12 protein-coding genes are annotated in these 13270 nt (G+C 43.4%); 6 read left to right on the plus strand and 6 right to left on the minus strand.

What is annotated here, in order from left to right:
* The first annotated feature begins 125 nt into the window (after positions 1 to 125).
* Entirely contained in the window at positions 126 to 794 is a 669-nt protein-coding gene (locus ACVW0P_RS13335; protein ID WP_457132547.1) for a hypothetical protein, read from the plus strand.
* A gap of 172 nt (positions 795 to 966) precedes the next feature.
* Positions 967 to 1446: a hypothetical protein gene (locus ACVW0P_RS13340; RefSeq protein WP_457132548.1), complete on the plus strand. Its 480-nt coding sequence runs from the start codon at positions 967 to 969 to the stop codon at positions 1444 to 1446.
* Between the two features lie 127 nt (positions 1447 to 1573).
* Here ACVW0P_RS13340 and alaS read toward each other — a convergent pair whose 3' ends face one another.
* The gene (gene alaS, locus ACVW0P_RS13345) at positions 1574 to 4324 is read right to left on the minus strand and encodes an alanine--tRNA ligase (protein WP_457132549.1); all 2751 of its coding nucleotides are present in this window, start codon (positions 4322 to 4324) and stop codon (positions 1574 to 1576) included.
* A gap of 147 nt (positions 4325 to 4471) precedes the next feature.
* On the opposite strand from alaS, the gene ACVW0P_RS13350 reads away from it, so the two are divergent.
* The 3 genes from ACVW0P_RS13350 to ACVW0P_RS13360 all read left to right on the plus strand — a co-directional run bounded on the left by ACVW0P_RS13350 (position 4472) and on the right by ACVW0P_RS13360 (position 7701).
* Entirely contained in the window at positions 4472 to 4807 is a 336-nt protein-coding gene (locus ACVW0P_RS13350; protein WP_457132550.1) for a MerR family transcriptional regulator, read from the plus strand.
* Between the two features lie 79 nt (positions 4808 to 4886).
* Positions 4887 to 6986 (plus strand): ComEC/Rec2 family competence protein, encoded by a 2100-nt coding sequence (locus tag ACVW0P_RS13355; protein WP_457132551.1) that lies wholly within the window; start codon positions 4887 to 4889, stop codon positions 6984 to 6986.
* A gap of 67 nt (positions 6987 to 7053) precedes the next feature.
* On the plus strand, positions 7054 to 7701 hold the full coding sequence (locus ACVW0P_RS13360) for a DUF4412 domain-containing protein (RefSeq protein WP_457132552.1): 648 nt from the start codon (positions 7054 to 7056) through the stop codon (positions 7699 to 7701).
* Between the two features lie 73 nt (positions 7702 to 7774).
* Here the strand turns inward: ACVW0P_RS13360 and ACVW0P_RS13365 are convergent, their stop codons facing one another.
* Genes ACVW0P_RS13365 through ACVW0P_RS13380 form a run of 4 tightly spaced genes read right to left on the minus strand, consistent with a single transcriptional unit; the run spans position 7775 to position 11059 of the window.
* Positions 7775 to 8380, minus strand: coding sequence for a hypothetical protein (locus ACVW0P_RS13365; RefSeq protein WP_354430721.1), 606 nt, complete (start codon positions 8378 to 8380; stop codon positions 7775 to 7777).
* Positions 8381 to 8383: 3 nt separating this feature from the next.
* The gene (bioA, locus tag ACVW0P_RS13370) at positions 8384 to 9649 is read right to left on the minus strand and encodes an adenosylmethionine--8-amino-7-oxononanoate transaminase (protein ID WP_457132553.1); all 1266 of its coding nucleotides are present in this window, start codon (positions 9647 to 9649) and stop codon (positions 8384 to 8386) included.
* Positions 9646 to 10092 (minus strand): NUDIX domain-containing protein, encoded by a 447-nt coding sequence (locus tag ACVW0P_RS13375; protein ID WP_354430723.1) that lies wholly within the window; start codon positions 10090 to 10092, stop codon positions 9646 to 9648. The genes bioA and ACVW0P_RS13375 overlap by 4 nt, the downstream gene beginning before the upstream one ends.
* Positions 10085 to 11059, minus strand: coding sequence for a cation diffusion facilitator family transporter (locus tag ACVW0P_RS13380; protein WP_457132554.1), 975 nt, complete (start codon positions 11057 to 11059; stop codon positions 10085 to 10087). Before ACVW0P_RS13380 ends, ACVW0P_RS13375 begins: the two co-directional genes overlap by 8 nt.
* Before the next feature lie 216 nt (positions 11060 to 11275).
* On the opposite strand from ACVW0P_RS13380, the gene ACVW0P_RS13385 reads away from it, so the two are divergent.
* Positions 11276 to 12469, plus strand: coding sequence for a pyridoxal phosphate-dependent aminotransferase (locus ACVW0P_RS13385; RefSeq protein ID WP_457132555.1), 1194 nt, complete (start codon positions 11276 to 11278; stop codon positions 12467 to 12469).
* 143 nt (positions 12470 to 12612) lie between these two features.
* Here ACVW0P_RS13385 and ACVW0P_RS13390 read toward each other — a convergent pair whose 3' ends face one another.
* Entirely contained in the window at positions 12613 to 13194 is a 582-nt protein-coding gene (locus tag ACVW0P_RS13390; RefSeq protein ID WP_457132556.1) for a hypothetical protein, read from the minus strand.
* Positions 13195 to 13270 lie beyond the last annotated feature (76 nt).

Consider the following 13270-nt stretch of genomic DNA (forward strand, 5'->3'; position numbering starts at 1 on the left):
TATATGTTTTTCATAGCTATTTTTTAAAATGCATACCGCTTGCGCAAACAATTTGTTAAACCTTTTATTTAATGAGGTGTCTGTTATATCAGTATACAGAATTACATGCACTTACAACAAATATTATGAAAAGAACAATTTTAGGAATGCTTGCCTTGATGTTTATCCTGGCGGCATCAGTAACCCCGGCAAAAGCACAGGTAAGCGTAAACCTTAATGTGGGCACCTGGAGCCCGCCGACAGAATATGCCGATGCAAATTATTACTACCTGCCGGATGTTAACAGCTATTATTATGCCCCAACGCATCAATATGTTTATTTGAATGGAAACAATTGGGTGTGGCGAAACAGCCTCCCATCCCGTTATAACTACTACAATATTAACGATGGTTACAAAGTGGCTGTTTATAGGCCAAACCCTTACCGTTATTACAACTATGACAGAGCACGGTATGCCCGTTACCGCGGTGTTAAAAACGTAATTGTGCGCGATAGGTATTACAGCCAGCGTACTGTGGTTGTAAACCGCAACCACTACGTTAACCGCCCGGTAAGGGTGGTAAACCGTACCAGATATGTTAACAGGCCTGCACGAGTTGTAAACCATACAAGGTATGTTAACAGGCCAGCAAGAGTTGTAAACCATACAAGGTATGTTAACAGACCGGCACGCGTTGTGAACCGCCCCCGCTTTGTAAACAGGCCATCGCGCACAAATGTGAGGACTGTTACCCGCGTTAGCCGCCCGGCAGCGCATCATGAAGGTGGTGGCCATGGACGCGGCAAGCACTAACCAAAATTTCATATATAACAAAAAAGACCGCCATTAAAGCGGTCTTTTTTGTTATGCACCCTTTTGGCCAATTAGGCGTCTGTGTTATTATCGAGGTAATTAAACATTTGCAACATTTATATGTCTATAGCTTGTACCTATTAATGCACACTTAAATTTTATTTGAAGAACCATGAAAAAGTTAATCTTAGGGGTGTTTGCAAGCCTTTTTATACTTGCAGCATCCGTTAACACAGCTAAAGCACAAATAAGTGTCAATTTAAACATCGGCAGCTGGACACCTCCCGCAGAGTATTCAAATGTAAATTACTATTACCTGCCGGATGTAGAAAGCTATTACTATGCACCCAAGAAACAATTTGTTTACTTAGACGGTGGCCGCTGGGTTTGGAGAAGCTCCCTGCCCGCAAGATACAGCGACTACAGACTTGATAATGGTTATAAAGTTGCTGTGAACAGGCCAAGGGCTTATACTTATTTTGAAACCGACCGCGTGCGTTACGGCAAATATAAGGGCTCAAAGGAAAAGGTTGTGATACGCGGTAACTCTTACAACGCACACAATAAAGTAAAATACGTTAAGGTTAAAGGCAACAACGGAAATGAACATGGCAATGGACATGGGAACGGAAAAGGCCACGGGAAACATTAAATAAACTCCTCTATAAAACAGAAAGACCGCTCATAAAGCGGTCTTTCTGTTTGTAGGGTTTGCACTGCATAGAAGGCCCGAACCTAAATCCCACCGTCACAGCGATGGCGCGCGGAGATAGTATGGCTTATTGTACAAAGCTTTTGGCTTTTGCCAAAGCATTATCAATACCGCTAACATCGCTGCCGCCGGCAGTAGCGAAGAATGGCTGACCGCCACCCCTACCTTTAACTTCCTTAGCCAGCTCTTTTACGATGTTGCCCGCATGCAGGCCTTTATCTTTCACCAACGCCTCATCTATCATTACCGTGATGCTTGGTTTACCGTTGATATCGGCGGCCAGTACCAGGAACAGGTTAGGAACGATATCTTTAAGGTGATATGCCAGGGTTTTAACGGCATCGGCACTTGGTAACTCCACCCTTTGGGCGATGAAGTTGATGCCGTTGATATCTTCGGCGGTTTTAGCCAACTGGTCTTTTAAGCCTGATGCTTTCATCAGTACCGCTTTTTCCAGTTCCTTTTTCATGCGGTTATTATCCTCTATCAGGCTTTCGATGCTTTTAGAAAGATCGGCAGGGTTTTTAAGGAGCTCTTTAAGGCCTTTGATCTGCCTTGCCTGGTTCTGGATATAATCTTGCGAATGATAGCTGGTGATGGCCTCGATACGGCGAACACCCGCGGCAACAGCACTTTCGCCTGTTATTTTAAAGAAGCCAATTTCCGCAGTGTTTTGCACGTGTGTGCCACCGCAAAGTTCCTTGCTAAATTTATCATCAAAGGTTATTACGCGTACCCGGTCGCCATATTTTTCGCCGAACAGGGCGGTAACGCCGCTGGCAATGGCATCGTCATAACGCACACTGCGTTCTTCTTTTAATGGGATAGCTTCGCGTACTTTTAGGTTAACGATACGCTCCAATACCTCTATATCATCATCGGTAACTTTTTGGAAGTGCGAAAAATCGAAACGCAGCTGATCCGGGTTTACCAATGAGCCTTTTTGGTTTACGTGTTCGCCCAAAGTTTCCTTCAACGCGGCATGCAGCAAGTGCGTAGCCGAGTGGTTGGCATTGGTCATGATCCGGTTCCCCATATGGATGGCTGCCTGGAAACGGGTTGGCATAGGGTTTGGCAATTCCCATTCTTTATATTCATTTGCTTCTACCGAGTAATACGGCAGCAGGTTAGCATAATGGATGATCAGGCCGTTCTCTTTTTTTGTATCGGTTACTTCGAATCCCAGGTTACCCTTTGTTTCGTCGTACCATTCGCTCATTAAGTTACCGGTATCGCCTACCTGGCCGCCACCTTCTGCGTAAAAAGGCGTACGGTTAAGCACGATCTGGTATTGCTCTTTACCCTGCGCGGTTACCTTGCGGTATTTCAGGATCTCGCAATCGGTGTACATTTCATCGTAACCTACAAACTCGGTATTATCACCACCGCGAAGCACTATCCAGTCGCCGGCTCTAACAGCTGTAGCAGCACGGGAACGGAGTTTTTGGCCTTGAAGGGCTTGATTATAACCATTCATATCAACTGTAAATCCTTGCTCACGAGCCATCAGTTCTGTTAAGTCTATCGGGAATCCATAAGTGTCTGATAACTCAAATGCAACTTCACCCGAGATTACCGTGCTTCTTTTTAAGTCAGGGTAATCCTTTAACTGTTCATCAGAAGGCATAATACTATTAACAACAATTTCCGTCGTCAATTTTGTTATCCCGGCAGATAGTGTCCTCAAAAAAGCAACCTCTTCCTCCAAAATTACTTTCTGGACAAAATCTTTCTGTGCATATAATTCATCGAACACGCCCTTAAATTGCTCTGCCAGTAAAGGCACAAGCTCATTAAAAAACGGTTCTTTTAAATCAAGTGTTTGGTAGCTGTAACGTACCGCGCGGCGTAGTATCCTGCGGATGACGTAACCAGCCTTGTTGCTTGCAGGCAATTGCCCATCTGCAATAGCAAAGCTTATGGCACGGATATGATCTGCCAGTACGCGCATGGCTACGGCATCATTCCAATCGGCATCGCCGGGTTTAGCCGCACTATTGTATTTTTTGCCGCTTCTCTCTGCAATGAACTGGATCATCGGCTGGAAAACATCCGTATCGTAATTAGAGGTTTTGCCCTGTAGCACACGCACCAAACGCTCAAAGCCCATCCCGGTATCTACGTGCTTGTTTGGCAAGGGCTGTAACGAGCCATCCTTAAGCCTGTTAAACTGCATGAACACGTTATTCCAGATTTCTATCACCTGGTCGTGGTCGGCGTTTACCAAAGTAGCACCGCTAACTTCGGCACGCTCGTTATCCGGGCGGCTATCAAAGTGGATCTCCGAACACGGTCCGCAGGGGCCTGTTTCGCCCATTTCCCAAAAATTATCTTTTTTATTGCCCGGCAAAATGCGGTCTTCGGGTACAAACTGTTTCCACAGATCGTAAGTCTCGGTATCTTTTTCAAGGCCCTCTTTATCGTCGCCTTCAAAGTAAGTAACATATATGCGGCTCGTATCAAGCTTGTAAACTTGGGTAAGCAGTTCCCAGCTCCAGGCAATGGCTTCTTTTTTAAAGTAATCGCCAAAGCTCCAGTTGCCCAGCATCTCGAACATAGTGTGGTGATAGGTATCTATACCCACCTCTTCCAAGTCGTTATGCTTGCCGCTAACACGCAGGCAGCGTTGGGTATCGGCAACGCGCGGGGCTTTAGCAGGCGCTTCGCCCAAAAACACATCTTTAAACTGGTTCATCCCTGCGTTGGTAAACATCAGGGTGGGGTCGTTTTTTACAACAATAGGTGCACTTGGCACAATAATGTGGCCTTTAGAAGCGAAAAAATCAAGAAAAGCCTGGCGTATTTCTTTAGCGGTCATAGTGTGCAAAGGTAAAAAATTGTCTGAACCTGAATTAATAGAATTTTGGAATTAATTACCACCCGTCATTGCAATGACGTGATGAAGATGCAACGTCCAAACTTTGTAAAATTTCCTTTTGGACAGTAAAAAACTTTACATTTGCATATGCCTTACAAAGACCGCGAGATCAGCAAGATGTATTATACAATGGGCGAAGTTTCGGCCATGTTTGAGGTAAATCAATCATTGATACGTTTTTACGAGAAAGAATTTGATGTACTGACGCCTAAAAAGAACAAAAAAGGCAACCGCTATTTTACACCCGAGGACCTGGAGAATTTTAAGATCATCTTCCACCTTATAAACGACAAAGGCTACACCCTGCAGGGAGCAAAAGACCACCTGAAGAACAACATGGGCGATACCCGCGATAACCAGCGTGTGATAGATTCGCTCGAGAGTATGAAAAAATTCCTGCTGGAAGTACGCGACCAACTGTAATTATTCTATTTTTATTCCGGCCCCACCAAACCCTCCCAAAAGGAGAGGGCTTAACTAAAAGGGGCTGATTAATAAACCCATGATTGCTAAGCACAAGGGCGAGATCCCCGTTGTTGTATTACTCGTACCCTTTTTAGCAGGCATCACCGGCGCGCTTTTCTTTTTAAACACATCCAGTAATTACATTTTAGCAGGGCTGATAGCATTTACGCTATTATTTATCGGGCTGAATTTAGCCTATAAGCCACTGCGCATTTACAAAGCACGCTGGCTTGGCGGGTTGCTGCTTTATCCAATATTGTTTTTGCTGGGGTGGTTTGTTACAACAGATCATGATGAACTTGGCAAAGCAAGCCATTTCTCGAAAGCTAAAGCCCAAAAACTGGTGGCCATAATTACGTCTGAGCCGAAAGTAAAAGATAGCGTTGTGCGCTTTACGGCGGAGATCAGGCAGGTGATAGATAGCGGCAGATCTGTTAAATCCTCCGGCACTTTGCTCATCACTATTAAGGATGAACTGGCTAAAAACCTGTTTTATGGTGAAACTTTGCTGATACCGGCAAATTACACATTGGTCGACCCGCCGTTTAACCCCGGCGAATTTAATTACAAGCAATACCTTGCTAATAAAAACGTACACTACCAAGCATTTTTTTATCCGCGGCAATACAAGGTTATTACCGCCGGGCAGGCCAATCCGCTGATTGCGCATGCCTTGCGCGTACGGCAGAACCTGGTAGATAAATTTAAGCGTAACATGCACGACACCACGGCCATCGCGGTTGCATCAACCTTAATATTGGGCTACAAGGCCGACTTGAGTAATGATGTATTGCAGGCTTATTCTAAAACAGGCACTATCCATATCCTGTCGGTTTCGGGCGGGCATGTGGCTATTATTTATTTGCTGTTGGGCTGGGCACTAAGCTTTCTCGATACCACTCGTCGGGGTAAGATCTTTAAGGCAGTTTTGATTATCGTGTTGATCTGGGTGTATGCCTTGCTAACCGGCTTTTCGCCCGCGGTTTGCAGGGCCGCAGTGATGATCAGTTTGGTTATCACCGGCAAAACTTACAGCAGGTACATCAACACTTTAAACCTTTTAGCGGCATCGGCTTTCGGGCTATTATTGTACGACCCGTTTTTATTGACGGATGTCGGGTTCCAGCTCTCCTACCTTGCTGTTGGCGGCCTGGTGATTTTCCAACCGATCGTATATCAATGGTTCACTTTTAAAAATAAAATAGCGGATACGGTTTGGCTGGCGTGTTCGGTTTCGATCGCGGCGCAGGTATTTACGTTTCCGCTCAGTGCGTATTATTTCCACCAGTTCCCTGTTTATTTTTTAGTAAGTAACCTGCTAATCACCATTCCCATATTTATTATCATGTACAGCGGGCTGCTGCTTTTGATACTTCCACAGATACCTTATGTTTCCTTAGCGCTGGGTTATTTACTGGAGCAGAGCATCCTGCTGATGAACAAAGTGCTGGCTTTTATAGAACAATCTCCATATGCAAGCATTGGCAAGATCTGGCTTACAAAGCCTGAACACTTGTTACTGTACGCAATAGTTATCCTGCTATTTTATTACCTGCATGATAAACGGAAGTGGATGATAAAAGCCACGCTGGTTTGTACACTGGTGTTCAGTATAAGTATAAGCTTTAAAAAGCTCAGGGCCGATGAAACCAGTTCCGTTACATTTCTTAACCTGCGCAAACACACGGGCATCGTTTTTAAGAATGGAAGCCGGGGTGTGGTAATTACCGACTTGCACGAAAAGGACAAGAACTTTCAGTACGCCATAAAGTCGGGATTAGACAGTAGCCGGATAACCGTTTATAAAGTTTACAATATTGCCGACGTAGTTAAATTGCCTTGGCTGGTAAAACAGGGTGGCCTTGTAGCGTTTCAAAATAAAAAACTCCTGTTATTAAACGATGGCAGCAATATCCAGTCTATTCCGCAGCAAACAGGTATTAAATATTTATTGGTGAGTAATAATATATTTTTAGCTATGCCGATGTTAAGGGACAGAACTGTTATTATTAACGCCGATAACTCTAATAACTACATCGAAAAATTTAAAGAAAACATAAAGGGGACCAGCGTTAAGTATAAGATATTAAAACGTAACAAATCGGTGAGTATCGTATCTAATCAGCATGAATATTAAAAAAATATCCTAAAAAGCTTGCACACGAATTAATTACACACTAAATTGTATCAATTAAATTAAAACTATGAAGAATAAACTATTTACTGTTGCCTTTGGTATTGCACTTACCGCAACAGCTATGAGCGCAAGCGCACAAAAAGCTTATAAAGAAGGTGTTGCTACCATCAGCATGAACGCTATGGGACAGGCTATCGAGGCAAAAAATTACTTCAGCGTAGATTCATCTGCTGTTTCTTTTACCACCGGCCCGGCAAACATTAAGGTTTTAACCGATTCAAAAGGCACTTATATGGCCGTATTGGTTGATGTAGCCGTTGCCTCAATGAAAAAGGCAGCTATTTCTACACCTGCAGAAATTGAAGAAGCAATGTCTAAAATGCCAATGTTTGATTTCAAACCCGGCACCGAAACCAAGGTGATCAATGGCTTCAATTGCAAAAAAGTTATCGCAACCGATCCTAAAACCAGCAAATCATACGACATATGGGTTACCAACGATGTAACACTGCCGGTAAATTCAGCATCTAAATTTTATGCTAAAGCCGGTGGTTTCCCTATCCAGTATGTAACTTTTCAAAACGGACAAGCATCTGAAGTAACCATTAAAAGTATTGTTGAGCAAAAAGTACCTAAAGGCACTTTCAGCGTTCCTGCTGATTTCGACAAGATCACGATGGATGATCTAAAATCAATGAGCGGCGGCGGTAACTAAGCCAACCGTTTTATAATATTAAAGCCCGGTAGTTGTAGACTATCGGGCTTTGTTTTTTATGTGGATCGAGATCTTAATTCAATTCTGATGAAAGGCTGTTAACCCATTGCCCAAACAGGCGGGTTTCCATATCAACGGCTTTTTGCGCGTGGCCCTCCCAATCCGGCGAGAACTTTTGCAGCTGGTTTATCATTTCTTCCAGGTGGCCTTCTTCTTCTAAAATAATAGATTTTACGTTGACTTTACTGTTTACCGCATCCAGCGCGTCCTGGTAAATTGGGTAAAGTTCATCGGCACGTACTTCAATGGCATAGGTTACTAAAAGGTAGGCCGCAAAACGCAGTTCGGCGCCCGTTAGGTGCAGTTCCTTTTTCAGGTAACGGCACACATCGATATCCAATTGGTTCAAATAGTATTTACTGAACGCGGGGGCAATCAGGTATTGCGCAGCATAGGTTGGTAATTCTTTACCTGTTTTTTCTATCTGCTTTTTTAGGTAGAACGCATGGCGATGTTCTTCGGCAGCGTGTTTTAGTATGATGTATGTAACCGTAGCCGGGTCTTCGCTTGCAGAGATCTTACGGGCACCCGTGTTCTCCATTAGCGATAGTGTATTTAACCAACGCGCGTGCAGCTGGTTATCGGCAATTATCTGAGGTAATATTGTGTTTAGTTCCATAGTTTAGATCTCATCAAGGGCTTGCCCAATGGTGGTGTAAATGTAATCGAGTTCGGTATCAGTTATGCAATATGGGGGTAAAATGTAAATAATGTTACCCAAGGGCCGCATAATTATTCCTTTGTCTAAAAAGTAATGGTACAGCCTATCTCGCAAGCCGCTAAAGTAAGATGTATTGTTACCCGTTTCCCATTCCAGTGCCAGTATGGTACCTGTTTGGCGGGTGGTACGTATGGATTTATGGCCTTTAACCTTCTCTGCAAAAACCATGTGCATAGTAGCTATCCGGTCAATATTTTGTTGGGTTGTTGGATCCAGGAACAAGTCTAAACTTGCCAGGGCTGCCGCGCAGGCTATTGGGTTGGCGGTGTAAGAATGCCCGTGAAAAAGGGTCTTCATTTTATCATCAGACAAGAAAGCATCGTAAATTGCCTGCGTACAGGTTGTAAGCCCGAAAGCCATAGTACCACCAGTAAGCCCTTTGGAAAAGCACATGATATCCGGCTGTGTTTGCACATGGTTGCATGCAAAAGGTTTCCCGGTGCGGCCAAAGCCTGTGAACACCTCGTCATCAATTGTTAGCACACCTTCTTTTTTGCAATGGGCCAATAACTCGTCCAGATACTTTGACTCATACATGATCATCCCTGCAGAGCCTTGCACCAATGGCTCGAATATAAAAGATGAGATCTGAGATTTGAGATCCGAGATCTGAGCTTTCAGCGCCTCAATGTTATCGGCGGTTGGTAGGTCAATAAACTCAACTTCAAACAAAAGGCTGTCGAAAGCTGCGGTAAAGGCACTTCGGCCGCTTACCGACATGGCGCCAAACGTATCACCATGATAAGCATTTTTAAACGCCATTATCTTAGTACGCTGCTCGCCTTTGTTATGCCAGTATTGCAGGCACATCTTTATGGCGACTTCGATAGCGGTAGAGCCGTTATCCGAGTAAAAAGCCTTGGCCTGGTTGTTTGGTAATATAGCCAGCAAACGCTCGGCCAGTTCAACGGCACCGGGATGGGTAAAGCCTGCAAATATGGCGTGCTCCAATACAGTCAATTGTTGTGCAACCTTTTTGGCGATATACGGATGAGAGTGGCCGTGGATATTTACCCACCAGGATGATATGGCATCAATATATTTTTTACCATCCTCGCCGTACAGGCAGGTGCCCTCGCCCCTAACAATTGGGACTGGCGGCTGTGCAGTTTGCATTTGGGTATAGGGGTGCCAGATAACTTTCAGGTCGCGTTCGGCTAAATTCATATTGTTTTTAATAACAGGTCGGCAACGTATTGGTCGGTTGGGAAGGTAAAGGCATCAACGGTAAGATCGCTCAACTTTACCCAACGGAAAGATTGTAGAATATCACCCTCTCCCTCAAAATCAAACACCTCCGTTTTTGTATTAAAACGTAAATCGGAAACTGCTTTAACAAGATAGTATACGCTGATGATCTGCGAATCGTTAAAGGCCGATTTTACAAAAAAATCGGTCGTGTAAAAATGGCTGATCACTTCAACTTCGGTATCACATTCCTCAATAAACTCGCGCTTAAGGCCTTCTATCAATCCCTCACCATACTCCAATCCCCCACCGGGGAATTTTGTGAATTGCATACCGTATTCCTGCTCGTCGCTGATCAATACTTCGTTAGCATCGTTAATAAGCAAACCGTAAACCCGTACGTTGAAAAATTTCTTACTCATAATGCTTTTTGTTGCGCATCACTTTATCCATCGTCCACGGGATATCTTCTGTTTTGGCCTCACTCCTGATGGGGCAATTGGGCATACTGCAGTAGTGGCAGCAATAGGGCAGGCACGGGTCGGTGTGAATAAAAAATTCGGTTACGATTCCGGCATTTCTATTTACCAATTGCTCTACCAGTTTAACCTCCTCGTGCACCCGGTTCAAATCGAAATAATTGGGTAACGTAAGGTGGCAATCGATATGCAGCTCGTTACCATATTTTTGGGCGCGAAGGTTATGGATATCTATCCACTCTTCGCGGCGTTGTTCGCCCAATACCTGCACTACATCATTTACAATAGTAAAGTCAGTTTCGTCCATTAACCCCGCAACAGACCGGCGGATAAGTTTATAACCGGTAAATAATATATAAAAGCCTACCAGGATAGACAGCACACTATCCAGCCAAAGTATTTTAGTAAAATAAATAAGCAGCAAGCCCACAACAAGCCCGCAGCTGGTAACCGTATCGGTAAGCAAATGCCTGCCATCTGCCTCAATGGTGATAGAACGCAAGGTTTTCCCTTTGTTGATCATATAATAACCCAAACCGCCATTGATAGCACCTGTAACACCAATAATAATTGCACCCAGCAACAGATCATGAATAACTTCAGGATAAAAGATACTATAAGTTGATTTGAAAATGATAATGAGGCCCGCGATACCTATTAAAGCGCCTTCAATAAACACCGAAAAATACTCCACCTTACCGTGGCCGTAAGGATGGTTCTCATCTCGCGGTTGCGAGGCCAGGTATATGCTGAAGAACGCGAACGAGCTTGCTACGACGTTCACAATACTTTCGGCAGCATCAGTTAGTACAAAGTTAGAGTTTGTTAAAAAATAGGCGCCAAATTTCATCACCATGAGGATTGCCCCGGTAATTAGCGACATTAAAATTATTCTTTTATGTTCCTTCAAAACCCAACCTTTTTAGAGAGGCCAAACTTAAGGATTTTTAACTTTTACATCCGATTAAAATGTAACATGTTTGGGTTGGAATAGTCTGGCACCATTTATTTTATTGTAACACATTGGTAATTTATCCTTCAATACATAATAGATATAGTTTATAGGATATCGCAAAAGGTGTGCAAACAAATTTTCTATATTTGCCGCATCAACAAAAACAACAATATGAGCGCATTAAGTAACAGGATAAACAACCTGTCAGAATCCCAAACCATTAAAATGGCTAAAATGGGCCGCGAATTGGCTGCTAAAGGTGTAGATGTAATAAGCCTTAGCTTTGGAGAGCCGGATTTTCATACTCCTGAACACATCAAGGAGGCCGCAAAAACAGCTATGGATAAGAATTTTACTTACTATACCCCTGTTGCTGGCTATCCTGACCTGCGCAAGGCTGTTGTTGGTAAGCTAAAGAACGAAAACAACCTGGATTATACCGACACGCAAATTGTAGTTTCTACAGGTGCTAAACAAGCGCTTGCCAACACGGTTTTGTGTTTGGTTAACCCCGGCGATGAAGTTATTATCCCTACCCCTTACTGGGTTTCATACTCCGAGATCGTAAAACTTGCCGAAGGTGTTAGCGTTTTTATCGACACCACTGTTGAAAGCAACTTTAAAATAACTGCCGAGCAATTAGAGGCTGCCATCACACCGAAAACTAAATTGTTCATGTTCTCTTCGCCATGTAACCCTACGGGCAGTGTTTACAGCAAAGAAGATTTGGCGATCCTTGCTAAAGTATTTGAAAAGTACCCGGAGATTTACATCCTGAGCGATGAGATTTACGAACATATCAACTTCATTGGCGGGCACGAGTCAATCGCCCAGTTCGAGAGCATTAAAGACCGCGTGGTGATAGTTAACGGATGGTCTAAGGCGTTCGCCATGACCGGCTGGAGAATTGGTTATACCGCATCTAACAGCGAAATTGCTGCCGCTTGCGATAAGATCCAGGGCCAAATAACATCGGGTACTTGTTCAATTACCCAAAAAGCCGGCGTTGCAGCTTACACCGGTGGTTTAGAAACGGTACATCAAATGCGCGAACAGTTCCAAAAACGCCGCGACCTTGTTTACGGTTTATTAAAAGAGATACCGGGTGTTAGTGTTAACCTGCCCGATGGCGCTTTCTACTTCTTCCCTAACGTTACTTCATTCTTCGGTAAAAGTTTTAACGGTAAAACCATTAACGATGCTGATGAACTAAGTATTTTCTTATTGGAAGAGGCACATGTTGCAACGGTGGGCGGTGATTCATTCGGCGATAAAAAGTCGATCCGTATATCTTACGCGGCCGCCGAAGATAAATTGATAGAGGCTGTAAAAAGGATAAAAGAAGCCCTGGCTAAATTGGTCTGAACCCAAATCAATAATTGATTGATTCTGTCGAATTCAGCTGTTCAGTAATTGTTTAATTCTCTAAATTCCTATTCAGACAGAAGCATAAAAAAGCCCCTCGCCAAATTGACGAGGGGCTTTCTGTTAAGTAGAATACCGGAATATTATAAACCGAAACCGTAAGCTAAACGAAGACCAATAGCGCCAAAGTTATTGCTTTGACCAGAATAGTTTTCATAACGAACACCTACATCCCATGATTTGTTAGCCCAACCTACACCTGGTGATGCCAATAATTTTGTATTAGTACCACGATCAGGGCCACCTTCATACTCAGCATAACCTGATGTTTCAAATGCAGCACCTACTTCACCGCTAAAATATATGTTTTTGTTAACAAATGCTTTAATACCGGCCTTAACTGGTATCATGCCATATGATTTGCGATTAATACCTGAGTTTTCAACTTCTTTACCAAAAAAGTTTAAATAACCAGATGTTAGGGTAAGGCCAATATTATCTGCAACGCCATATTGTAAACGCGGTGTAATACCCACACCTACATTTGAAATATCGCGTAATCTACCAGTTGGTAATAAACCTTCTACACCTATACCGAAACGTAAACCGCTTCCGATAGTTTGTGCATTAACATTTGTCCCGATAAATAGAGCTGCTATTGTAAATGCTGCTGCTATTAATTTTGTCATTTTTTTCATTGTTGTGTTTTTTTGTAATACAATCATTAATTGTTATACATCGCCTTGTTCAAATACTTTGCCATTGTGCCAAAAAACACTCAAATCATTGTTTTTATACCGT

The organism is Mucilaginibacter sp. UYNi724, from assembly GCF_054057495.1.